Annotated in this window: 25 protein-coding genes; 3 read left to right on the forward strand and 22 right to left on the reverse strand. The window is 63.2% G+C overall.

What is annotated here, in order from left to right; all coding sequences use genetic code 11:
* Window positions 1-111 precede the first annotated feature (111 nt).
* Window positions 112-2,145 carry an acyltransferase family protein gene (locus LIX93_RS19525; RefSeq protein WP_226505707.1) on the forward strand — a complete coding sequence of 678 codons (2,034 nt, stop codon included), beginning with the start codon at window positions 112-114 and terminating at the stop codon, window positions 2,143-2,145.
* Window positions 2,146-2,263: 118 nt separating this feature from the next.
* Here the strand turns inward: LIX93_RS19525 and LIX93_RS19530 are convergent, their stop codons facing one another.
* From LIX93_RS19530 to ccmA, 10 genes are all read right to left on the reverse strand, one after another.
* A complete protein-coding gene (locus LIX93_RS19530; protein ID WP_226505708.1) occupies window positions 2,264-2,659 on the reverse strand; it encodes a hypothetical protein in 396 nt (131 codons plus the stop codon).
* 118 nt (window positions 2,660-2,777) lie between these two features.
* Window positions 2,778-3,989 carry a c-type cytochrome biogenesis protein CcmI gene (gene ccmI, locus LIX93_RS19535; RefSeq protein ID WP_226505709.1) on the reverse strand — a complete coding sequence of 404 codons (1,212 nt, stop codon included), beginning with the start codon at window positions 3,987-3,989 and terminating at the stop codon, window positions 2,778-2,780.
* Window positions 3,986-4,456: a cytochrome c-type biogenesis protein gene (locus LIX93_RS19540; protein WP_226505710.1), complete on the reverse strand. Its 471-nt coding sequence runs from the start codon at window positions 4,454-4,456 to the stop codon at window positions 3,986-3,988. Before LIX93_RS19540 ends, ccmI begins: the two co-directional genes overlap by 4 nt.
* Window positions 4,453-4,989 (reverse strand): DsbE family thiol:disulfide interchange protein, encoded by a 537-nt coding sequence (locus LIX93_RS19545; protein ID WP_226505711.1) that lies wholly within the window; start codon window positions 4,987-4,989, stop codon window positions 4,453-4,455. The genes LIX93_RS19540 and LIX93_RS19545 overlap by 4 nt, the downstream gene beginning before the upstream one ends.
* On the reverse strand, window positions 4,986-6,959 hold the full coding sequence (locus LIX93_RS19550) for a heme lyase CcmF/NrfE family subunit (RefSeq protein WP_226505971.1): 1,974 nt from the start codon (window positions 6,957-6,959) through the stop codon (window positions 4,986-4,988). The genes LIX93_RS19545 and LIX93_RS19550 overlap by 4 nt, the downstream gene beginning before the upstream one ends.
* A gap of 19 nt (window positions 6,960-6,978) precedes the next feature.
* The gene (gene ccmE / locus LIX93_RS19555; RefSeq protein WP_226505712.1) at window positions 6,979-7,452 is read right to left on the reverse strand and encodes a cytochrome c maturation protein CcmE; all 474 of its coding nucleotides are present in this window, start codon (window positions 7,450-7,452) and stop codon (window positions 6,979-6,981) included.
* Complete coding sequence (gene ccmD / locus LIX93_RS19560; RefSeq protein WP_226505713.1) at window positions 7,449-7,625, reverse strand: heme exporter protein CcmD; 177 nt, start codon at window positions 7,623-7,625, stop codon at window positions 7,449-7,451. The genes ccmE and ccmD overlap by 4 nt, the downstream gene beginning before the upstream one ends.
* Window positions 7,622-8,380 (reverse strand): heme ABC transporter permease, encoded by a 759-nt coding sequence (locus tag LIX93_RS19565; RefSeq protein WP_226505972.1) that lies wholly within the window; start codon window positions 8,378-8,380, stop codon window positions 7,622-7,624. The genes ccmD and LIX93_RS19565 overlap by 4 nt, the downstream gene beginning before the upstream one ends.
* 60 nt (window positions 8,381-8,440) lie before the next feature.
* Window positions 8,441-9,112 (reverse strand): heme exporter protein CcmB, encoded by a 672-nt coding sequence (gene ccmB, locus LIX93_RS19570; protein WP_226505714.1) that lies wholly within the window; start codon window positions 9,110-9,112, stop codon window positions 8,441-8,443.
* Window positions 9,109-9,741 (reverse strand): cytochrome c biogenesis heme-transporting ATPase CcmA, encoded by a 633-nt coding sequence (gene ccmA / locus LIX93_RS19575; RefSeq protein WP_226505715.1) that lies wholly within the window; start codon window positions 9,739-9,741, stop codon window positions 9,109-9,111. The genes ccmB and ccmA overlap by 4 nt, the downstream gene beginning before the upstream one ends.
* 334 nt (window positions 9,742-10,075) lie before the next feature.
* Here ccmA and LIX93_RS19580 point away from each other — a divergent pair, with 334 nt between their 5' ends.
* Together LIX93_RS19580 and LIX93_RS19585 are read left to right on the forward strand one after the other, a co-directional pair.
* Window positions 10,076-11,659: a flagellar hook-length control protein FliK gene (locus tag LIX93_RS19580; RefSeq protein WP_226505716.1), complete on the forward strand. Its 1,584-nt coding sequence runs from the start codon at window positions 10,076-10,078 to the stop codon at window positions 11,657-11,659.
* On the forward strand, window positions 11,656-11,991 hold the full coding sequence (locus LIX93_RS19585) for an EscU/YscU/HrcU family type III secretion system export apparatus switch protein (protein ID WP_226505717.1): 336 nt from the start codon (window positions 11,656-11,658) through the stop codon (window positions 11,989-11,991). The genes LIX93_RS19580 and LIX93_RS19585 overlap by 4 nt, the downstream gene beginning before the upstream one ends.
* A 141-nt stretch (window positions 11,992-12,132) precedes the next feature.
* On the opposite strand, the gene LIX93_RS19590 is transcribed toward LIX93_RS19585, so the two are convergent.
* The 12 genes from LIX93_RS19590 to fleN all read right to left on the reverse strand — a co-directional run bounded on the left by LIX93_RS19590 (window position 12,133) and on the right by fleN (window position 23,206).
* Window positions 12,133-12,525: a DUF2802 domain-containing protein gene (locus LIX93_RS19590; protein ID WP_226505718.1), complete on the reverse strand. Its 393-nt coding sequence runs from the start codon at window positions 12,523-12,525 to the stop codon at window positions 12,133-12,135.
* Window positions 12,526-13,005, reverse strand: a complete 480-nt coding sequence (locus tag LIX93_RS19595; protein WP_226505719.1) for a chemotaxis protein CheW — start codon at window positions 13,003-13,005, stop codon at window positions 12,526-12,528.
* Between the two features lie 82 nt (window positions 13,006-13,087).
* Window positions 13,088-14,203 carry a CheW domain-containing protein gene (locus tag LIX93_RS19600; RefSeq protein WP_226505720.1) on the reverse strand — a complete coding sequence of 372 codons (1,116 nt, stop codon included), beginning with the start codon at window positions 14,201-14,203 and terminating at the stop codon, window positions 13,088-13,090.
* On the reverse strand, window positions 14,203-14,991 hold the full coding sequence (locus tag LIX93_RS19605) for a ParA family protein (protein ID WP_226505721.1): 789 nt from the start codon (window positions 14,989-14,991) through the stop codon (window positions 14,203-14,205). Before LIX93_RS19605 ends, LIX93_RS19600 begins: the two co-directional genes overlap by 1 nt.
* Window positions 14,992-15,049: 58 nt before the next feature.
* A complete protein-coding gene (gene motD, locus LIX93_RS19610; RefSeq protein WP_226505722.1) occupies window positions 15,050-15,937 on the reverse strand; it encodes a flagellar motor protein MotD in 888 nt (295 codons plus the stop codon).
* Window positions 15,938-15,947: 10 nt separating this feature from the next.
* Window positions 15,948-16,688 carry a flagellar motor protein gene (locus LIX93_RS19615; RefSeq protein WP_226505723.1) on the reverse strand — a complete coding sequence of 247 codons (741 nt, stop codon included), beginning with the start codon at window positions 16,686-16,688 and terminating at the stop codon, window positions 15,948-15,950.
* Window positions 16,688-17,863, reverse strand: coding sequence for a chemotaxis response regulator protein-glutamate methylesterase (locus LIX93_RS19620; protein ID WP_226505724.1), 1,176 nt, complete (start codon window positions 17,861-17,863; stop codon window positions 16,688-16,690). The genes LIX93_RS19615 and LIX93_RS19620 overlap by 1 nt, the downstream gene beginning before the upstream one ends.
* 46 nt (window positions 17,864-17,909) lie before the next feature.
* Complete coding sequence (locus tag LIX93_RS19625) at window positions 17,910-20,171, reverse strand: chemotaxis protein CheA (RefSeq protein WP_226505725.1); 2,262 nt, start codon at window positions 20,169-20,171, stop codon at window positions 17,910-17,912.
* Between the two features lie 45 nt (window positions 20,172-20,216).
* Complete coding sequence (locus LIX93_RS19630) at window positions 20,217-21,002, reverse strand: protein phosphatase CheZ (RefSeq protein WP_226505726.1); 786 nt, start codon at window positions 21,000-21,002, stop codon at window positions 20,217-20,219.
* 22 nt (window positions 21,003-21,024) lie between these two features.
* Window positions 21,025-21,399, reverse strand: coding sequence for a chemotaxis response regulator CheY (locus tag LIX93_RS19635; RefSeq protein WP_226505727.1), 375 nt, complete (start codon window positions 21,397-21,399; stop codon window positions 21,025-21,027).
* Between the two features lie 233 nt (window positions 21,400-21,632).
* Window positions 21,633-22,376, reverse strand: coding sequence for an RNA polymerase sigma factor FliA (gene fliA / locus LIX93_RS19640; protein ID WP_226505728.1), 744 nt, complete (start codon window positions 22,374-22,376; stop codon window positions 21,633-21,635).
* Complete coding sequence (gene fleN / locus LIX93_RS19645) at window positions 22,373-23,206, reverse strand: flagellar synthesis regulator FleN (protein ID WP_226505729.1); 834 nt, start codon at window positions 23,204-23,206, stop codon at window positions 22,373-22,375. The genes fliA and fleN overlap by 4 nt, the downstream gene beginning before the upstream one ends.
* Window positions 23,207-23,276 lie beyond the last annotated feature (70 nt).

Below are 23,276 nucleotides of genomic sequence, written 5' to 3' on the forward strand. Positions count from 1 at the left end.
CCCCACAGCGCAATCTTCATGTTCGCCGTTCAACTTGATCTGCCCCCTCATGCACTGGCTGAGCCGAAATGTGCGCCTCTCTCACTCTTATTCAAAGAGCAGACCACTCACATGAGCGCCCCCCAGCACAACACCCTGGCCTACCGCCCGGAAATCGACGGCCTGCGCACCCTTGCGGTCATGCCGGTGATCCTGTTCCACGCCGGCATCGAGCTCTTTTCGGGCGGATTCGTGGGTGTGGATATCTTTTTCGTGATCTCCGGTTACCTGATTACCTCGATCATTCTCGGCGAGTTGATGGCCGGCACATTCTCGCTGCTGCGCTTTTACGAGCGGCGTGCACGCAGGATTCTGCCGCCGCTGTTTGTGGTCCTGACGGCCACCCTGCCCTTCGCCTGGTGGTGGCTGGAGCCCGAGGCCTTGCAAGCGTTCGCCAAGAGCCTGATGGCGGTACCGCTGTTTTCGTCCAACTTTGTGTTCTGGCGCGAAAGCGGCTACTTCGACACCGCCGCCGAGCTCAAGCCGCTGCTGCACACCTGGACCCTGGCCGTGGAAGAACAGTACTACCTGTTCTTCCCGGTGTTTTTGCTGCTCGCCTGGAAGCTGTTCGCACGCCGCTGGATCTTCGCCATGCTGCTGGCGGCCACGCTGGTCAGCCTGGTGGTCGCCGAACGCGGCGTGCTGCGTGAATCGCCAGCGTCGTTCTATTTACTGCATTCGCGCGCCTGGGAGCTGTTGGTCGGCTCGCTGATCGCCTTCTATTTTTCCTGGCGTCCGCGCACCCACCAGCGCGCCGGGATGCTGGGGGAGCTCGGCGCACTGCTCGGCCTCGGGCTGATCGTCTATGCCATCTGTGCGTTCAGCCAGGCCACGCCGTTCCCAGGCCTCAATGCCCTGCTGCCGACCCTGGGCGCGGCGCTGATCATCGTTTTCGCCAGCCCGCAGACCTGGGTCGGCAAGCTGCTGTGCCTGCGGCCCATGGTCGGCATCGGCCTGATCAGCTACAGCGCCTACCTGTGGCACCAACCGGTGTTCGCCTTTGCTCGGCACATCAGCCTGCTACCGCCCAGCCTGATGACCATGCTGGGCATGACGGTGCTGTCTCTGGTGCTGGCGTGGTTGAGCTGGCGCTTTGTAGAGCGGCGGTTTCGCGACAGGCAGGCATTTAGCCAGGCGCAGATCTTTCGCCTGGGCGCCTTCGCCTCGCTATTGTTTGTCGCGGTCGGGATGGCCGGCACCCTTACCCAGGGTTTTGCCGAGCGCTATCCGCCGGACCCGACCAACTTGAACGCTTTCGATAATCCGGATATTCGCGCCACCTGCGACAAGGACTACGACGGTAACGGCTGGGGTATCGATTTCTGCCGCGTGGGCGATGTCGATGGCAACCCTGGCAATGACATCGCCGTGTTCGGCGACAGCCATTCCGAGGCGATCCTGCCGGCCTTCGATGTGGCCGGCAAACAGTTGGGCATGGGCATCGTGCACATCGGCCTGGGCGGCTGCCCGCCGCTGCTGGGGGTCGACGTGGTGTCGCACAACTACGATCCGGGTGTGTGCGAGAGCCTGGCCAGCCGCGAGTTCGAGTACGTCAAAAGCCACGGCATCAAGCGTTTGATTCTGGTGGCGCGCTGGACGCAGTACACCGAGCCCGGCTATGACCGCGAAACCATGAACGACAACTTTCTGATCAGCCAGGACAGCCACGCGTTGAGCCAGCAGGCGTCACGGGCGGTGTTCGAGGCCAGCATGGCACGCACCGTCGAGGCGTATCGAGCGCTGGGGGTCAGTGTCGATGTGATCGCCCAGGTGCCGCAGCAGCGCGCCGATCCCAAGAGCCTGTACTACCGTCTGGCGCAGGACCAGGACGAGAGCGAGGACGACAAGTTGCAGGCAATCAGCGCGGTGTCGGTGCCGATCGAGCGCCACGCCGAGCTGCAGCGTTATACCCGGCATGTGTTCGAGGAGGAGCAGGATCAGGGCTTGATCACTCTGGTGAGCCTGGACGCCGCGTTCTGCAAGAACCAGCGCTGCTTGATCGGCGATGCGGCGTCCTGGTACCGGGATTACAACCACATCAATGCCAAGGGCACCGAGTTGGTGGCCGAGAGTGTGGCGCAATTGCTGGAGGGCAATCGGTTGTAGGCCGATCAGGGTATCAGGGCCGGCCTCTTTGCGAGCAGAGCTCGCCCCCACAGGTGTACGCGGGTCCCTGTGGGACTGAGCTCTGCCGAGGACGAGGCCATCTGCAGCACCGCATCAATCAAGGATGCAAATGCCCTAACCCGGGGGGTACGCCGGTGCTGTCGGTCGACTCCCAAGGGCCGTTGAGACTGGTGGCCCAGGTCCAGCCGGCGTCCCAGCGGTAATAGGTGCGCTGGCGATAGTAGACGTTAGGCACCGCATCCAGCACATAGACGCCCAGGCGCTGGTCCCAGTGACTGGCGCCGCCCGGGGGTGGGGCGAAGCTCGCCGAGGTGCGTGGCACCTGGGTGGTGGGCGCCGGGGTGCCTGGCGTGCTCGGCGGCAGCGGCTTGACCATGGGCGTCGACGGCACGGTCTGCAGCGGCGGCAGGTCGGTATGCTGGGGTTGCTGCACCGCACAGGCACTCAACCCCAACACCAGGCTCAACAGGGAAAGACGAGCGTAAACAGGCATGAACGGTACTCTTGGGTCAGGAGCGGTTGGTAAGCGGATCGGTGGGTAGCAGGCGGTTCTTGGCTGATCTTCAGGGCCTCCTCGCGGCTGGCACCCACAGCAAAGATCTCAACCAGGATCACAAGTCCGGAGTATCGATCGTCAGATGCTGCATCGCCGTCGTATCACTCGCCAGCGGCGCGCCACGGCCGATCCACTCGCCTTTCACCGGTTGCCCGGCACGGGACACCCGTGCCATCAGTTGGACTTCTGGATAGCTCGACAGTTTCAGGTCCGGGCGCATCGCATCGGCATCCGCCAACTCGACCGTCACCGGCAGATCCGCCACCGTCAGGCGCTTGACCGCCAAGGGGATCGGCGGGCCGTTGGTGGCGCGCGCGAACACGAACACCGTGTCACCGGCCTGCACCTTGGCCTTGAGCGCCTCGCCGAGCTCGACCCGCACCTTGATGCCCACGGTCGCCGGCGCCTTGGCGGCCTCCGACGACGCCGTCACTTGCCCGCCACTCGCCAGCAACCGCGCCTTGGCCTGATCGATACCACCCTGCAACGGCGCCCGCGAACCATCATCGGCGGGCAATTGCACCAGCAGACGCTGCCAGTAATCGATAGCGTCCTGGTAACGCTTGCCCTCGAAAGCCGAGATACCCAGCAAGCCCAGGCTGGTGACTTCCTTGGGGTCGGCCTTCAGCGCTTCGTCGGTCAATGCCTGAATCTGCGCTGACCACTGCTTGCCCGCAGCAAAATACAAGGCCTGCGCCCACTGCCCGAGCAACTGCGGTTCACGCCCGGCCACGGCGGCGGTACGCTCGAAAATCCGTGCGGCATCCGCCGGGCGGTTCTGCGACATATAGGCCCGGCCAAGGAAGAACAGGCCCTGGGCCGAATCCGGCTGCGCAGCGACGACGCGCTCCAGGCGCTGGGTCATCTCCTCGACCGAGGTGGGCGGCTTGGCCAGCTCGCTGGTCAGCTCGACCTTGTCACTGGCGCCGAAGTGCAGGTACATGGCCATGGCCAGCACCGGAACCAACAGTGCAATGACCGCTGGCGCCGTCTTGCCCAGGCGCTTGTCGACCTTGGGCTGGGTGCCGTCGGTATCGGCCAGCAGTTCGCGTGCCGCCTCGGCCTGAGCGCTGTCGAGCTGCGAGCGGCTGAGCACGCCGTCGGTCTGCTGCTCCTGCAGCTCGGCCACACGCTCTTCGTACAGCGCCACGTTCAGCGCGGTGCGGTCCTCCTCCTGTTGCGCGCGGCGTTCACGCAGCACCGGTATCAACAGAAACCCCAGGGCAATCAACAACAGCAGCCCGGCGGCCAACCAGAATTCAATCATGGGTGTTCTTTATCCAGCAGATGGGCGAGGCGCTGGCGCTCCGCATCGGAAAGGTCTTGCGAGGTGCCGGCCAACGCGCGGCGCCGGCGGCGCACGATCAACACAATGATCACCACCCCGCCCAGCAGCAACGCCCAGGGCCCGAACCACAGCAGCGCGGTGCGCATCGTCAGCGCCGGCTTGTAGCGCACGAAGTCGCCATAACGATCGACCATGAAGCCGATGATCTGCTGATCGTCCTTGCCCTCGCCGAGCATGCGGAAGATCTCCCGGCGCAGGTCAGCGGCGATGGGCGCGTTGGAATCAGCGATGTCCTGATTCTGGCACTTGGGGCAACGCAGCTCCTGGGTAAGGGTGCGAAAACGCACGCGCTCGGCGTCGTTGGCGAACTCGTAGGTGTCGATGGCCGCATGGGCGATGCCGATCAACCCAACGCACAACATTAGTCCGGCCAGCCAGCGCTTCATGGCTTGGCCTCATCGACCAGGCCTTGATACAAGCGCGCCAGTTGGTCGTGCCAGACGGCTTCATCAATGATGCCGACATGCTTGTAGCGAATCACGCCCTTGGCATCGATCAAAAAGGTTTCGGGCGCACCATACACCCCCAGATCCAGGCCCAGGGAGCCCTGGGCATCGGCGATGTTCAGCAGATAGGGGTTATGGAACTCGGTCAGCCACTTCTCGGCGGCGGCGTCTTCATCCTTGTAATTGATGCCGTAGATCACCACGCCCTGCTGCGCCAGCTTGTTGAGCACCGGATGCTCGACCCGGCACGCCACGCACCAGGTGCCCCAGACATTCACCAGCGCCGGCTTGCCGATGATATCGGCGCGGCTCAGGGTACGGTTGTCCTGCACTGTAGGCAGGGAGAATTGCGGGAACGGCTTGTCGATCATCGCCGACGGCAAGGCCGAGGGATCCAGATACAGCCCGCGGTACAAAAACACCGCCACGCCGAGGAACAACAACAGCGGCACGGCCAACATCCAACGCTTCATACGGCAGCTCCCGTCAGACCCAGGGCATCACGCACCTTGCTTTTGACTTTGACCCGATAACGCCGATCGGTGGCCGCCAAAGCACCACCAAAGGCGGTGAACAAGCCGCCGAACCAGATCCAGCGCACGAACGGCTTGACGTGCACGCGGATCGCCCAGGCGCCGTTTTCCAGTGGTTCACCCATGGCCACATACAGGTCGCGGCTGAAACCGGCGTCGATACCGGCCTCGGTCATCATCGACTGCTGCACGGTGTACAGGCGTTTTTCCGGGAACAGACGGGTGACCGGTTTACCGTCGCGGGTGACCACAATGGTGCCGCGGTCGGCGGTGAAATTCGGGCCTTGGTAGTGACGTGCGCCCTCGAAGGTAAAGTGATAACCGGCCAGGTCCACCGACTCGCCCGGCGCCATGCGCAGGTCGCGCTCGGCGTTGTTGTTGCTCGACAGCACCACGCCCAAGGCACAGATGGCAATGCCCAGATGCGCCACGTGCATGCCCCAGTAGCTGCGGGTCAGGCTGCCCATGCCCTTGAGCAGGCCCTTGTGGCGGGTCTTGTCGAGCAGGTCACGCACGCCAGCGAGCACGATCCACGCGGCCAGGGCGAACACGGTCAGCACCTGCCAGTCGAAATCATCCACCAACAACCCGCACAGTGGCGCCAGCACGGCGCTGCCGATCAACACCGGGGTGAGCATGTTGCCCAGCCATTTGACCGGTGTGTCCTTCCAGCGCACCAGCATGCCTACCGCCATCACCGCCATGAGCAAGCCCATCAAGGGCACGAACAGCGCGTTGAAATACGGCGGGCCGACCGACATCTTGGCGCCGCTGATGGCGTCCAGCGCCAGCGGGTAGAGGGTGCCGAGGAGGATCATCGACGCCGCCACCACCAGCACCAGGTTGTTGCCCAGCAGCAGGGTTTCCCGCGACCACAGGCCGAAGCCGACGTGGCTCTTGACCACCGGCGCACGCAGCGCGAACAGCGTGAGCGAGCCGCCGATCACTACCAGCAGGAAGATCAGAATGAACACCCCGCGCGCCGGGTCGGAGGCGAAGGCATGCACCGATGTCAGCACACCGGAGCGCACCAGGAAGGTCCCCAGTAGGCTCAGCGAGAACGCGGCGATGGCCAGCAACACGGTCCAGCTTTTGAACACGCCGCGCTTTTCAGTCACGGCCAGCGAGTGGATCAGCGCCGTGCCCACCAGCCAAGGCATGAACGAGGCATTCTCGACCGGGTCCCAGAACCACCAGCCGCCCCAGCCCAGTTCGTAGTAGGCCCACCAGGAACCGAGGGTGATGCCAAAGCCCAGGAACGCCCAGGCGGTGATGGTCCACGGCCGCGACCAGCGCGCCCAGGCGGCATCCAGGCGGCCGCCGAGCAGCGCGGCGATGGCGAAGGCGAAGGCCACCGAGAAGCCCACGTAGCCCATGTACAGCATCGGCGGATGGACGATCAGGCCGGGGTCCTGCAGCAATGGGTTGAGGTCGCGACCGTTGCTCGGCACCTGCGGCAGGATCCGCGCGAAGGGATTGGACGTCAGGGTCAGAAACAGCAGAAAACCGATGCTGATCATGCCCATCACCGCCAGCACCCGGGCGAGCATCTCTTGCGGCAATTGGCGCGAGAAGATCGACACGGCGAAGGTCCAGCCGCCGAGGATCAACGTCCACAGCAGCAACGAACCTTCGTGGGCACCCCACACGGCGCTGAACTTGTAGTACCAGGGCAAGGCGCTGTTGGAGTTTTCGGCCACATAGCCCACCGAAAAATCGTCGGTCATGAAGGCATACGTCAGGCAGGCGTAGGCAAACAGCAAAAAGGCGAACTGGCCCCAGGCGGCGGGCTGCGCCAGGCTCATCCACAGGCGCTCGCCACGCCAGGCCCCGACCAGTGGCACGGTGGCCTGCACCAGGGCGAAACACAGGGCGAGGATCATCGCCAAATGGCCCAGCTCGGGCATCATCAATGCAGCGTTCATGGCGTTACCCCTGATTGTCGCGGGCACTGCCCGGCATGGATTGGGGACCGGCCTGGCCGCTGTCCTTGAGTGCCTTGGTGACTTCCGGCGGCATGTACTTCTCGTCGTGCTTGGCCAGCACTTGGTCGGCGACCACCACGCCCTGGTCGTTGATCTCGCCCAGCGCGACGATGCCCTGCCCTTCGCGGAACAGGTCGGGCAGGATGCCGCGGTAGGTAATGGGCACCGACTTGTCGAAATCGGTCACCACAAAGCGAACGTCCAGCGAGTCGGCCGAGCGCTGCAAGGAGCCCTTGACCACCATGCCGCCGGCACGAATGCGCTTGCCATGGGGGGCCTCGCCATTGGCGATCTGGGTGGGGGTGTAGAACAGGTTGATGTTTTCCTGCAAGGCACTCAGGGCCAGGCCCACGGCCAGGCCGACGCCGGCGAGCACGCTACCGATAATCAACAGGCGTTTTTTGCGCAGCGGGTTCACTGTGATTGCTCCCGGCGCAGACGGCGCGCCTCTTCCTGCAAATGACGACGCCGTGCCAGCATCGGCACGGCCAGGTTCCAGATCACCGCCAACAGGCAAATACCGTAGGCCGACCAGACATACAGGCCATGACGGCCCATGGCGAGAAAATCACTGAACGAGGCGAAACTCATGGTCGGCTCTCCAGCTGTGCGGCGATTTCGGCCTTCACCCAACTGCTGCGGGCTTCGCGCTTGAGCACTTCGAGGCGCATGCGCAACAGCAGCACCACAGCGAAGAAGCAATAGAACCCCAACACTGTGAACAGCAGCGGCAGCCACATCTGCGCGGGCATTTTCGGCGGTTCGGTGAGAGTGAAGGTCGCGCCCTGGTGCAGGGTGCTCCACCACTCCACCGAGTACTTGATGATCGGGATGTTGATGACCCCGACAATCGCCAGCACCGCGCAGGCCTTGGCGGCGCTGTCGCGATTGCTGATGGCCTGGCCCAGAGCGATCAGGCCCAGATAGAGGAACAGCAGGATCAGCATCGAGGTGAGCCGCGCATCCCAGACCCACCAGCTGCCCCAGGTCGGCTTGCCCCAGATGGCCCCGGTCAGCAGGGCCACGGCGGTGAGCGACGCCCCGATGGGCGCGGCGCATTGCAGCGCGACGTCGGCGATCTTCATCTTCCACACCAGCCCGACCACCCCGGCCACAGCCATCAGCACGTAGCAGGACTGCGCCAGCATGGCGGTCGGCACATGGATGTAGATGATGCGAAAACTGTTGCCCTGCTGGTAGTCCGGTGGTGCGAAGGCCAGGCCCCAGACCACGCCGATGCCCAGCAACAGCACGGCGGCCACACTGAACCACGGCAGCAGCCGGCCGCTAAGGCCGTAAAACCATTTGGGCGAGCCCAATTTGTGGAACCAGGTCCAGCTCAACACGCTGCTCTTCATCACGGTGTATCCAATGTCCTGGCTGGCCGTCTGCGCGGTCAGGCCTCGTTATTCGCCGACGCTGATCTTCAGCCCGGCGGCGATCGCAAAGGGTGTCAGGGTGACCGCGAGGGCGGTCAGGCTACCGAGCCAAAGCAGGTAGCCCGTAGCCGGCAGACCTTGCAGGGCGGCTTGCAGCGCGCCACTGCCGAGGATCAGCACCGGGATGTACAACGGCAAAATCAACAGGGCCAGCAACAGCCCGCCTCGGCGCAGGCCGACCGTCAACGCCGCCCCCACCGCGCCGAGCAGGCTGAGGATCGGCGTGCCCAGCAGCAACGAGGCCAGCAACACCACCAGGCAATCGCTGGGCAGGCCCAGCATCAGCGCCAATACCGGGGCCAGGATGACCAGCGCCAGGCCGGAAAACGCCCAGTGCGCGACCACCTTGGCCAGCACCAGCAAGGGCAGCGGCTGGGGCGACAGCACCCATTGTTCCAGCGAGCCGTCCTCGAAATCGCTGCGAAACAGCCCGTCCAGCGACAGCAGTACCGACAACAATGCCGCCACCCAGATCAAGCCGGGGGACAGGGTCGTCAACAACTGCGCATCCGGGCCCACCGCCAGCGGAAACATTGCCACCACGATGGCGAAGAATACCAGCGGGTTGGCCAACTCCGCAGGCCGACGTGCCAGCAGACGTGCTTCGCGGCGCAGCAGCAGACCGAATACCTGGCTCATGGTGCGAATTGCCCAAGGTCGAGCTCGCGATAACCGCCGGGGGTGACACTCAGGCTGTGGTGGGTAGTCAACACCACCAGGCCGCCCTGTTCGCAGTGCTGCGCCAGGTGCTGTTCGAGCTGGGCGACACCTTGTTTGTCCAGCGCGGTGAACGGCTCGTCGAGAATCCACAACGTCGGGCTGTCCAGATACAAGCGTGCCAGCGCCACGCGCCGTTGCTGACCGGCCGACAGGCTATGGCAAGGCACATCTTCGAAACCGCGCAGGCCGACGGCTTCCAGCGCCGTCCAGATGGCCTCGCGCGATGCCGGCCGGTGCAAGGCGCACAGCCAGGCGAGGTTCTCTTCGGCGGTGAGCAGGTCCTTGATGCCGGCCGCATGACCGATCCACAGCAACTGCGCTGCCAAGGCCTGACGACGCTCCATCAGGGCCACCCCATCGAGCAGCACCTGGCCGGCACTAGGCTGCATGAGCCCGGCCAGCAGGCGCAGCAGGCTGGTCTTGCCACTGCCATTGGGGCCGCTGATCTGCAGCATGTCGCCGGCGCCGAGTTGCAGCTCGAGGTGCTCGAAAAGCACGCGCCAGTCACGCTCACATGCCAGCGCTACGGCTTCGAGATGAGGGGTCAATGCATTGCCTTATGGTTCAAATGTCGGTGCGTTGCCGTTCAAGTTGGCTCAGGCACGGCCGCTATAGTGAGTGCCGGGCCGATCACGATCAAGGCTGGGCGCCCGCGTTAACGATGTTTTCATCTTGGCGGGACTACATGGCGCGGCATTATAACCGGTGTGCCAGCGCTCTACAGGGGCAATTTGCCACTCGTCCTGACGAAGATGTATTGACTACGCCGGCGCCTTCGCTCGCACAGGTGTACAACTCAGGCACCGTGAATCCTGCGGGAACAAGGCTTGCCCGCGAAGGGGCCGGCACGACCTGCACACAACTCACTGACGCAGGAACCGCATGACCAGCGAAATCAACAGCCTGCCCGCCACCGCCGCCTTGGCCGCCGCCACTCGCCAGTCGGCCGCCGTCGGCGAATTGATGAGCCTGCTGACCCCCGCCGCAGACGTGGTGCCCAGTGGCGAAACCGTGCAGGCCGAAGTGGTTGCCCTCAAACAGGCCGCCACCGACTTCCTTCTCACCCTGCGCCTGAACTTGCCGAGCGGCCAGCAGACCAACGTGCAAGTCAGTAGCTTCCAGCCCTTGAGCCAAGGCACGCTGCTATTGGTCAGCCAGACCAGCAGTGAAGCATTGACCGTCGCCGTGGCGCAAAACCGGGCCAGCAACCTGACAGCGCTGGACACCCAGAAAGTCCCGGTCGGCACGCTGCTACAGGCCAAGGTGATCACCAGCCAGCTGCTGCCCGCCGAGCCGACTGCCAGCAATACCCCCACTGCCTCGATATACCGCTCGCTGGTCAGCGTGCTCAACAGCGCACTGGTCGGCGAGACCCTGACTATCGAAAGCCCCCAGCCACTGCGCGTCGGCAGCCTGCTCAGCGCCCAGGTGCAGGGCAGCCAGGAGCTGAACTTCGTGCCTCTGAGCGGGCGCCTCGATCAACTCGCGGTGGCCGGGCAACTGAATGCCCAGCAAAACCGCCAGGGCTCCCTCGACGGTTTGCTCAATCTATTGCAGGACCTCGACAGCCGCGGCTCCTTGAGCGCCGACTTGCAAAGCGCCGCCAGCCGCGTGCTCAGCCAACTGCCCGATATTCGCCAGTTGAGCGACTCGCGCGGTGTTGCACTGGCCCTGCAAGACAGCGGCCTGTTCATGGAACCACGCCTGCTGCAAGGCTTGCCTCCGACCGACCTGAAGAGCGCACTGTTGCAACTGGTCAGCCAGCTGACCAGCACCCTGCCGAATACCGGTGGACAGCCGTTCAACCCGGCCAATGCCGCTATCCTTCTTGCCCAGAGCCTGCCTGGCTATGTGCGCAGCGCCCTGGGCATGCTCGGCCAGGTCAGCGCCAAGCCACAAGTCGGCGGTTTCCCCCTGCCCGCTCGGATGCTGCCGGCAATGGAGGGCGAAAACGATCTGCAACATCTGCTGCGCCTGGCCACCGCCGCGCTGTCGCGGGTGCAGAGCCACCAACTGGCGAGCCTCGACGAAAGCGGCAGCGATGCCGACAACAAGCTGCAGACCACCTGGCAGCTGGAAATCCCCATGCGCGACATGGCCAATATCGTGCCCTTGCAGGTGAAGATCCAGCGCGAGGACCCGCCGCCACAAAAGCAGGAAAGTGAAGAGCGCCGCGAGTCCGCGCAGAATCCCCAGGAACGTATCTGGCGCGTGGAACTGGCCTTCGACCTGTCACCGCTCGGCCCACTGCAAGTGCAGGCGCAATTACAGCAAGGCAGCCTCAGCAGCCAACTGTGGGCCGAAGTGCCCGGCACCGCGCAAATGATCGCCGCGCAATTGGGCTATCTGCGCGAGCAACTGGTGAGCGCCGGCCTGCAAGTGGCCGATCTGGATTGCCACCAAGGCGTAGCGCCACGCGGCAAACGCACACATCTGGAACACCGCTGGGTGGACGAAAACGCATGAAACAGCCAACACCGCGCCAGGCCATCGCCCTGAGCTACGACCGCCAGAACGCCCCGACCCTCACCGCCAAGGGCGACGACGAACTGGCCGAAGCCATCCTCGCCGTCGCGCGGGAATACGAAGTGCCGATCTACGAGAATGCCGAATTGGTGAAGATGCTGGCGCGGCTGGAGCTGGGCGACAGTATTCCGCAGGAGTTGTACCGCACGATTGCGGTGATCATCGCTTTTGCGTGGCGGCTGCAGGGCAAGAAGCCGGGGGATTTTGTCGAGCCGACAGGACCGGCAGAGAAGGATGTGACACCAGCCACGCATCGGTTGACATCGGATTGATTGCGGCGGCCGTGCAACCGTCTTCGCGAGCAAGCTTTGCTCCCACAGTCATACAGCTGTGGGAGTAAAGCTTGCTCGCGAAGAGGCCAGTGAATCCACTAGAGATTCAAGACTGGGTACGAGGAATGCCGCTGATGATCCTCAAGACCGATGCAGCTTCTTCATCAACTCCGCCTCAGCCTGGGTCAACCCGCACGCCTGAGTCAGCTCATCGATAGAAGCCCCCATCCCCACCAGCTTGGCCGCTTGAGCAAAGGACAGGCTCTCCGGATCGCGCTGCTCGAGTTGCAGCAGCTTGTCCGGCAACGGCGCGACCACCGCGCGCAGTTCATGGATGGCATCGCCCATGCGCACGGTGCCCTGCTGGTAGTCGTCGATGCGCTTGGCCAGCTCGCGGATGCGCAAGTCGCGCCGGGCATCAAGCTCGGCGCGCTGCAGGTCCTGGGTTTTCTGCTTGCGGGTATAGGACAGAAACATCGCCACCGAACCGGCCCACAACAGGGCCAGGACGATGACCGCGATCTCGGCGAACAATCAGATATTCTCCAGGTCCGACCACTCTTCTTCGCTCATCATCTTGTCCAGTTCGACCAGGATGAGCAGCTCGCCGTTCTTGTTGCACACGCCCTGAATGAACTTGGCGGACTCTTCGTTACCGACGTTCGGTGCGGTCTCGACTTCGGACTGACGCAGGTAAACCACTTCGGCAACGCTGTCGACCAGGATGCCGACCACTTGCTTGTCGGCCTCGATGATGACGATCCGGGTGTTGTCACTGATTTCGCTGGAGTTGAGGCCGAAGCGCTGGCGGGTGTCGATGACCGTGACCACGTTGCCGCGCAGGTTGATGATGCCCAGCACGTAGGAAGGCGCGCCGGGTACCGGAGCGATCTCGGTGTAGCGCAGCACTTCCTGGACCTGCATCACATTGATGCCGTAGGTCTCGTTATCGAGCTTGAAGGTGACCCACTGCAGAATCGGATCTTCGGAACCCTGTGCAGACGACTTATTCATACCCCTAACCTCTCGAAAACCGCCTGCGGCGGTGTGTGTTCAGTGCAACATTCGGTGGCGCCGAGGCTCATGCCCCGTGCCGTTATCTTTTCGCCCTGGCAGCCGGTTTGGCTGCAGCCTTGGCCGCCTGAATGGCCGCGGCTTCCATCTGTTTGGCGCCGCCACTGGCAATCAACTCAGCCAGCGCCGCGACGTCCAGCAAGGCGCACATGTGTTCGATCACGGTGCCCGCCAGCCATGGCCGTTGGCCGCGCTGGGAGCGCCACTTGATCTCGTTCGGGTCCAGGCGCAACGAACGGCTGACCTGATGCACCGCCAACCCCCACTCATAGCCCTGTACTGAAATCACGAACTGCAGGCCCTGCTTGAAATCATCCCGGTAGCGGTCCGGCATCACCCAACGGGCGGTGTCCAGCACCTTCAGATTGCCACTGAGGCTGGGCAGTATCCCCAGGAACCATTCAGGCTGACCGAACAACGGCGTCAGCTCCTGGCCTGCCAGGGAGTAGATCGACCCCAGGCACACCAGCGGCACCGCCAGCGTCAGCCCGGCGACGTCAAACAACAAGCATTCGAACGGCTCGCTCGCCCACAGTGGGCGGCCATCGGCACCAAGCGCCGGTGGGCCATCAGTACTGGCGTTATGCTTGTTATCGGTGATTGGCGCCGGGACTTGAGCGCCGGTCGGCGACTTGTGCACATCCACCAGTGCGTCGACACGTGCGAGTGAAGATTCGGCAGGTGCCGGCGCCACGCTTGCCGGGCTCGAGGCCAAGGACAATTCCACGGGCTCGGCGGCGCGGGTCACTTCAGGCACTGGCAATTCCAGCTGCAGATCCGGCTCGTCGAGCTCGAACAACGGCGGCTCGCTGGGCAACAACAACGGCTGCGCAACTCTGGGCTCAGGCTCGGCCCAGCGGCTCAGCGGGGTTACCGGCTTGTCGCTCAGGGCGGGCTGTGCCACAGCGGGCGCAGGCGTATGCGGAGCCTTGGCGGCATCTCGCGCCTGCTCTTCAAGCACAGCCGCCTGGAACTCGTCGGTGACGGCTTCTGCGGCGGTCTCTGGGGATACAGCCTGAGCCTCGAGGCGCTCATCGTTGCTCGGTGGCAATTCTTCAGTGATGTCTTGCAGCAACGCATCCAGATAAGACTGCAAGGCCAGCTGGGGACGGGAGTTGCGATTCGAGGGACGATTCATCACGCCACCTGCGTTACGAGCAGTTGCGTCAACAGGTGCTTGAGCAACGCGCGATAGGCAACCACGCCGCGGCTCTTGCCGTCGAACTGCGAGGGCGTCAACCCCGCCCGACTGGCATCGCGCAAGCGCGTATCGACCGGAATGTAGCCTTGCCAGACCTGCTCCGGCCAGGCGTCGCGCAACACCCGCAGGGTGCCAAGGGAAGCCTGGGTGCGCCGATCGAACAGGGTCGGCACGATACTGAACGGCAAAGGCTGCTTGCGTGAGCGATTGATCATCGCCAAGGTGCTCACCATGCGCTCCAGGCCCTTGACGGCCAGATGCTCGGTCTGCACCGGGATCACCAATTGCTGGCTCGCCGCGAGGGCGTTGACCATCAGCACGCCGAGCAACGGCGGGCTGTCGATGATGGCGTAGTCGAAGTCTTGCCACAGTTGCGCCAGACTCTTGGCGATCACCAGGCCCAGGCCACCATGGCCAGGCGATTGACGCTCCAGCGTAGCCAGGGCCGTACTCGACGGCAGCAGCGAGATGTTCTCGTGGCTGGTCGACTGCAGCAACTGCCCCGGCAGCCCGTCGGGCACGCCGCCCTTGTGCAGGAACAGGTCGTAGCAGCTGTGTTCGAGTTCGTCGGGGTTATAGCCGAAATAGCTGGTCATCGACCCATGCGGATCGAGATCGACCACGACCACGCGCTTGCCGCTCTCGGCCAGCAACCCGGCGAGGGCGATCGAAGTGGTGGTTTTGCCGACCCCACCTTTCTGGTTGGCTACTGCCCAGACTCTCATTGTGCGGCTTCCTCTCGGCTGCACGCATGGCGCAGCCCGAGATCCAGGTGTGGATGACTCACGGCTTGGGTGACGGGCTTTTGACGGCACCGCTCTTCGCCGGTGGATTTGTCGTAGCCGGTGCACTTTGTGTGCCAGCACGACGCAATGCTGCATCCGGCGTTGCGCCAGAAGTGCCAGAGCCGGTCAAACTGCGGCGCACCTCGAGGTTGCGCGAGATCACCAGCACCACGCGGCGGTTGTGTCCTCGCCCATCGGCAGTAGTGTTGGTGTCGATCGGCTGGAACTCGCCATAGCCCACTGCGGCCATGCGCTGCGGCGCAATGCCATCGATGGCGAGCATGCGCACGATACTGGCGGCCCGCGCCGATGACAGCTCCCAGTTGGTCGGGTACTGCGCCGTGCGAATCGGCTGGTCATCGGTAAAGCCTTCGACATGCACCGGGTTGTCGAAAGGTTTGAGAATGCCCGCGACCTTGTCGATGATCGTGAACGCCAGATCGCTGGGGATCGCATCGCCGCTGCCGAACAGCAGCCCGGACTTGAGCTCTATCTCGATCCACAATTCGTTGCCGCGCACTGTCAGTTGATTGGAAGAGATCAGGTCGCCAAAGGCGTTGCGCACATCGTCGGCGATGGTCTGCAGGGCATCGGCCTTGCCCATCGCCGCTTCGGTCTGATCGGCATCCTGCACCAGTGGCTGGGCCGGGGTGATGGTCTGCGGACGGTCCTCGCCGATGTTGATCGGCTTGGTGGTCTTGGCCTGATCGTTGAATACCCCGACCAGCGTTTCGGACAACACCTTGTATTTGCCCTCGTTGATCGAGGAAATCGAATACATGACCACGAAGAAGGCGAACAGCAAGGTGATGAAATCCGCATAGGACACCAGCCAGCGTTCGTGATTCTCGTGTTCCTCGGGCTGTCGATGGCGGCGGCGAGACATGGCTACTCCATCACTCCATGAAGCCTTGCAGCTTCAGTTCGATGGACCGCGGGTTCTCACCCTCGGCGATGGACAGGATGCCCTCGAGCATCATTTCCCGATACCGGGCCTGGCGATGAGCGATCGCCTTGAGCTTGTTGGCCGTGGGCAGCAGCACCAGGTTGGCACTGGCCACGCCGTAGATGGTGGCGATGAACGCCACGGCGATACCGCTACCCAGCTGCGACGGATTGGCGAGGTTGCCCATCACGTGAATCAGGCCCATGACCGCACCGATGATGCCGATGGTGGGCGCGTAACCGCCCATGCATTCGAATACCTTGGCGGCCTGAATGTCGCGGCTTTCCTGGGTCAGGAAATCTACTTCGAGGATGCTGCGGATGGCCTCCGGCTCGGCGCCGTCGACCAGCAGTTGCAGGCCTTTGCGGGCGTAGGGGTCAAGCTCGGTGTCGGCCACCGACTCGAGCCCCAGCAGACCATCCTTGCGCGCGATCAGGCTCCAGGTCACGACGTTGTCGATGCCCCGGGCCAGGTCGATGCGTGGCGGAAAAATGATCCAGCGAATGATCACCAGCGAGCGCGCGAAGGCACTCAGGGGTGTCTGCAGCAGCGCTGCAGCCAGGGTGCCGCCGATGACGATCAACGCCGCCGGGCCATTGAGCAATGCGGTGATGCTGCCGCCTTCGAGAAAATTGCCGCCGACGATCGCGACAAAGGCCAGGATGATCCCTATCAGGCTCAACACATCCATCAGACGCAGGCCTCCGTCAGGTGCCGACCGATGTCGTCAAGGCTGTAGATGGCATCGGCGAGGTTGGCTTTGACGATCGCCATGGGCATGCCATAGATCACGCAGCTGGCTTCGTCCTGGGCCCAGATTTGGCTGCCGCCCTGTTTGAGCAGACGTGCGCCTTCTCGGCCGTCGGCGCCCATGCCAGTCAACACCACCGCCAGCACTTTGTCGCCGTAGGACTTGGCCGCGGAACCGAAGGTGATGTCCACGCAGGGCTTGTAATTGAGACGCTCATCGCCGGGCAGGATCTTCACCGTGCCGCGGCCATCGACCATCATCTGTTTGCCGCCAGGTGCCAACAGCGCCAGGCCAGGGCGCAGCACGTCGCCGTCCTCGGCTTCCTTGACCTGGATCTGGCAGAGCTTGTCGAGGCGCTCGGCGAAGGCTTTGGTGAAGGCCGCCGGCATGTGCTGAACCAGCACGATAGGCGCCGGGAAATTGGCCGGCAGTTGGGTGAGCACCCGTTGCAGCGCGACCGGGCCGCCCGTGGAGGTACCGATGGCGACCAGTTTGTAGGATTTACGCTTGGGCGGTGGGGACAACGGCTGCGCCGGGGCATCAGCGGCGGGGCGCGGGGCCGGGCTGCGTGCAGCGGGAGCAGGTGCCGGGCTGCGGGTGACGCTTTCGCGGGCGGGCCTAGCGCCCACAGGCGCAGCGCCAACGGGGGCGGCTCTGGTTGTGGGGGCGGGTTCTGCCCGCGAAGCAGGCGCCGCAGTCGCAAAGCTGCTGCGGCGGTTGCTGCGCGCGAGGGTGTGAATCTTCTCGCACAGCATCTGCCGGACTTTCTCGGGATTGCGCGAGATGTCTTCGAAATTCTTGGGAAGAAAATCCGTGGCCCCGGCGTCCAGCGCATCGAGGGTCACTCGGGCGCCTTCGTGGGTCAGGGAGGAGAACATCAATACCGGCGTCGGACAGCGCTGCATGATATGCCGCACCGCAGTGATGCCGTCCATCATCGGCATCTCGTAGTCCATGGTGATGACGTCGGGCTTGAGCGCGATGGCCTGATCGATGGCTTCGCGACCGTTGGTAGCGGTGCCGACGACCTGGATAGTGCTATCCGAGGCAAGAATTTCCGAGACACGGCGGCGGAAGAAACCGGAATCATCCACCACCAGAACCTTGACTGCCATAAACACTCCATTAGGCCGGGCAGCACGGAGGCTGCCCTGCCGTTAATCAGATACGCCGTGCCGCATAGCGTTTGAGCATGCTCGGTACGTCGAGGATCAGGGCGATGCGACCGTCACCGGTAATGGTGGCACCCGACATGCCTGGCGTGCCCTGCAGCATCTTGCCCAGCGGTTTGATCACCACTTCTTCCTGGCCCACCAACTGGTCGACCACGAAGCCGATGCGCTGGGTGCCCACGGAGAGGATCACCACATGGCCTTCACGTTGTTCTTCATGAGCGGCCGAGGACACCAGCCAGCGCTTGAGGTAGAACAGCGGCAGGGCCTTGTCGCGCACGATGACCACTTCCTGGCCGTCGACCACGTTGGTCCGCGACAGGTCGAGGTGGAAGATCTCGTTGACGTTGACCAGCGGGAAGGCGAAGGCCTGGTTGCCGAGCATGACCATCAGGGTCGGCATGATCGCCAGCGTCAGCGGAACCTTGATGACGATCTTCGAGCCCTGGCCCTTGGTCGAGTAGATGTTGATGGTGCCGTTGAGCTGGGAGATCTTGGTTTTCACCACATCCATGCCCACACCGCGGCCCGACACGTCGGATATCTCGGTCTTGGTCGAGAAACCCGGGGCGAAGATCAGGTTGTAGCACTCGGTGTCGCTCAGGCGATCGGCGGCATCCTTGTCCATGACGCCACGCTTGACGGCAATGTTGCGCAGCACCTGCGGGTCCATGCCCTTGCCGTCGTCGGAGATCGACAAGAGGATATGGTCGCCTTCCTGTTCAGCCGAAAGCACGACCTTGCCGCCGCGCGCCTTGCCTGAAGCTTCACGCTCTTCGGGAGTTTCGACGCCGTGGTCGACGGCGTTGCGCACCAAGTGGACCAACGGGTCGGCCAGGGCCTCGACGAGGTTCTTGTCGAGGTCGGTTTCTTCGCCCACCAGCTCCAGGTTGATTTCTTTCTTGAGCTGGCGCGCCAGATCGCGAACCAGGCGCGGGAAGCGCCCGAAGACCTTCTTGATCGGCTGCATGCGGGTCTTCATGACCGCAGTCTGCAGGTCGGCGGTGACCACATCGAGGTTGGACACGGCTTTTTGCATCGACTCGTCGGCGCTGTTGGCACCCAGGCGCACCAGACGGTTACGCACCAGTACCAGTTCGCCGACCATGTTCATGATTTCGTCCAGCCGCGCGGTGTCGACCCGTACAGTGGTTTCCGCCTCGGTGGTGGCAGGCTTTTCGCCGCTTGGCACTGGCGCACGAGCGGGCGCCGGGGCAGCGGCCTTGGCAGGTTCGGCCTTGGCGGCGGGCGCTGGCTCAGCCTTGGCCGCCGGGGCAGGCGCGGGCTTGGCAGCGGCTGGCGCAGCAGCTTTCGCCGGGGCGGTGGCCACGGCGGTTTCGGTGAATTTGCCCTTGCCATGCAGCTCATCGAGCAAGGACTCGAACTCATCGTCCGAGATCAGATCCGCCGAGCCTGCCGACGCGGCATTGGCTGCAGGCGCAGCCGGAGCCGCAGCGGCTGGCGCAACGGCGTCAGGCGCGAATGAGCCTTTACCGTGCAACTGATCGAGCAAGGCTTCGAATTCGTCGTCGGTGATTTCATCGCTGGCCGCGGCCTTGCCGGTCGCTGCACCTGCAGCGGGGCTGGCAGGTGCTGCGGCCGGTGCCGAGAATTGGCCTTTGCCATGCAACTGGTCGAGCAGCGACTCGAACTCGTCATCGGTGATTTCGTCACCGCTGGCGGGCGTCGGCGCTGCAGCAGCAGGGGCTGGCGCAGCAGGTGCCTGGCCCTCGGCCTCAGCTTCGGCTTTGGAAGCGCTGAGGCTGTTGAGCAGGGATTCGAATTCGTCATCGGTGATATCGACAGGCTCTTCAGCCACGACTTCAACCGGGGCAGGCGCTGCGGCGACTTCGTCGGCACTGGCCGGTTCGGCCAACCGCGCCAGCGCTGCCAACAACTCGGGCGTGGCTGGCGTGACCTCGGTGCGTTCGCGCACTTCGCCGAACATGCTATTGACGGCGTCGAGTGCCTCAAGCACCACGTCCATCAGCTCCGAGTCAACGCGACGCTCACCCTTGCGCAGGATGTCGAAGACGTTTTCGGCGATGTGGCAGCACTCCACCAGCTCATTGAGCTGGAGGAAGCCGGCGCCGCCTTTAACAGTGTGGAATCCGCGAAAAATGGCATTGAGCAAATCCGCATCATCTGGCCGGCTCTCGAGCTCTACCAGTTGTTCGGAGAGTTGCTCGAGGATCTCGCCGGCCTCTACCAGGAAATCCTGAAGGATTTCTTCATCGGCGCCGAAGCTCATGTGGGTGCTCCCTGGAATTCGTTGACCGTCATCAGTATCTGGAAACTAGAACCCCAGGCTGGACAGCAGATCGTCGACGTCATCCTGTCCGGATACAACGTCATCACGTTTATCGGCATGAATCTGCGGACCTTCACCCCTGGTGGGATGTTTTTCTTTATCTTTTTCGTCGCGCAGTTGCTGATGGTCGTGTTGGATCCCTGCAAAACGGTCAACTTGACTGGCCATGAGCACCAGTTTGAGCAGATTGCTTTCGACTTCAGTGACCATTTGCGTGACCCGCTTGATCACCTGACCGGTAAGGTCCTGGTAATCCTGGGCCAGCAAAATGTCGTTGAGGTGCGAGGAGACTTGCCGCGCATCGGTTTCGCTGCGGGTCAGAAAACCGTCCACACGCTTGACCAGCTCGCGAAATTCATCGGGCGAAGTCTCGCGGCGCTGGAAGCGCTGCCAGTCCTGGCGCAGGCTGGCGGCGTCGTCGGCCAACGAGCCTACGAGCGGCGTGCTTTGCTCCACCAGGTCCATGGTGCGGTTGGCGGCGGCATCGGTCAGACGCACGACATAGGACAGCCGTTCGGTGGCGTCGGTTATCTGCGACACCTCTTCGGCCTGTGGCATGTTTGGATCGATCTGGAAGTCGACGATGGCGCTGTGCAGCTCACGGGTGAGCTTGCCAATCTCCTGATACAGGCCGCGATCACGGGTTTGGTTCAACTCGTGAATCAATTGCACCGCTTCGCCGAACTTGCCTTGTTCCAGGCGTTCGACCAACTCCTGGGCATTCTTTTTCAGGGTCGACTCGAAGTCACCCAAACTGGATTGCTTGTCCATACTGCTGCCCCCGTGGCGTCATTCAGCTGTTGACGCGCTCGAAGATCTTCTCGATTTTTTCTTTCAGCACTTGCGCAGTGAAAGGCTTGACCACATAGCCGTTCACGCCGGCCTGGGCAGCTTCGATGATCTGTTCACGCTTCGCTTCGGCCGTCACCATCAACACTGGGAGGCTTTTGAGACGTTCATCGGCGCGGACCTGACGCAGCAGGTCGATGCCGGACATGCCGGGCATGTTCCAGTCGGTCACCAGAAAGTCGAAGCTGCCCGCTTGCAGCATCGGCAACGCTGTGAGGCCGTCGTCGGCTTCCGAGGTGTTGGTGAACCCCAGATCGCGCAGCAGGTTCTTGATGATCCGCCGCATCGTCGAAAAGTCGTCGACGATGAGGATTTTCATGTTCTTGTCCAAGTAGACCTCCAAGCAGTCTTTAACGCACCCAGCACCTGGGTGCGCGATCAATCAAAACCAGTTATTTTCACATCAAGACCGCAGTGTTGCTTCGACCCTGTGGCGTGGGCTGCCTCCTGTGGGAGCAAGGCTTGCCCGCGAAGGCGTTAGTACGGACGCCTTCGCGGGCAAGCCTTGCTCCCACAGGTGCTCGGCTCAGGCCACCGGGCCTTTTCAATACTTCATCTTGCCCGCCACTCACCCAGGCGACTGCGCAAACGCGCCGCGCACTGGCTGTGCAGCTGGCTGACCCGCGATTCGCTGACCCCCAGCACTTCGCCGATCTCCTTGAGGTTGAGTTCCTCGTCGTAGTACAGCGACAGCACCAGTTTTTCCCGTTCCGGCAAGTTGGCGATGGCGTCGGCCAAGGCTGCCTGAAAGCGCTCGTCTTCCAGGCCGCGTGACGGTTCCGGGCTACCGCTGGCGCCCTCCTCGTGCAGGCCTTCATGCTCGCCGTCCTGCAACAGATCGTCGAAGCTGAACAGGCGACTGCCCAAGGTATCGTTCAGAATCCCGTAATAATCATCCAGACTCATCTGGAGTTCGGCCGCAACCTCGTGATCTTTAGCGTCGCGACCGGTTTTTGCTTCAATTGCACGAATCGCGTCACTGACCATGCGCGTATTGCGATGCACCGAACGCGGCGCCCAGTCACCTTTGCGCACCTCGTCGAGCATGGCGCCACGGATGCGGATACCGGCATAGGTCTCGAAACTCGCGCCTTTGCTGGAGTCGTACTTGGTCGAAACTTCAAGCAGGCCGATCATCCCGGCCTGAATCAGGTCCTCGACCTGCACGCTGGCCGGCAGGCGCGCCAGCAGGTGGTAGGCGATGCGCTTGACCAGCGGCGCGTAGGTCTCGATCAGTTGATACTGCTGAGACTCGCGCGACGCCTTGTTGTACATCCGATATCCGCTTGCGCTCATGAGACAGGTCCCGCACTGGTTTGCTGAACCAAACGTTCGACGAAGAACTCCAGGTGCCCGCGTGGGTTGGCAGGCAAGGGCCAGGTGTCGACCTTTTGGGCGATCGCCTTGAAGGCCAGCGCGCATTTGGAGCGCGGGAAGGCCTCGTAGACGGCACGTTGTTTCTGCACAGCCTTGCGTACCGATTCGTCGTACGGCACGGCGCCCACATACTGCAGGGCCACGTCGAGGAAACGGTCAGTTACCTTGGTCAGCTTGGCGAACAGGTTGCGACCTTCCTGCGGGCTCTGGGCCATGTTGGCCAGGACCCGGAAGCGATTCATGCCGTAGTCGCGGTTGAGCAGCTTGATCAATGCGTAGGCATCGGTGATCGAGGTGGGCTCGTCGCACACTACCAGCAGGACTTCCTGAGCGGCGCGCACAAAGCTGACCACCGAGTCGCCGATGCCGGCTGCGGTGTCGATCACCAGCACATCGAGGTTGTCGCCGATGTCGCTGAAGGCCTGGATCAAGCCGGCATGCTGGGCAGGCGTCAGATGCACCATGCTCTGGGTCCCGGAGGCAGCCGGCACGATACGAATGCCGCCGGGCCCCTGCAGGAGCACGTCACGTAACTCGCAGCGCCCTTCGATGACGTCTGCCAGCGTGCGTTTAGGCGTCAGGCCGAGCAACACGTCGACGTTGGCCAGACCGAGGTCGGCGTCCATCAACATGACTCTGCGGCCAAGTTCCGCCAGCGCCAGTGAGAGGTTCACCGACACGTTGGTCTTGCCGACGCCACCTTTACCGCCGGTTACGGCGATCACCTGTACGGGATGCATGCTACCCATGTTCGTTCTTTACCTTGTCACTTAGACCGAGGCCACACGACTGACTGCGCTTCATCATCTGAAGATTGCC

The sequence above is a fragment of the Pseudomonas sp. MWU16-30317 genome, from assembly GCF_020515695.1.
GTDB lineage: Bacteria > Pseudomonadota > Gammaproteobacteria > Pseudomonadales > Pseudomonadaceae > Aquipseudomonas.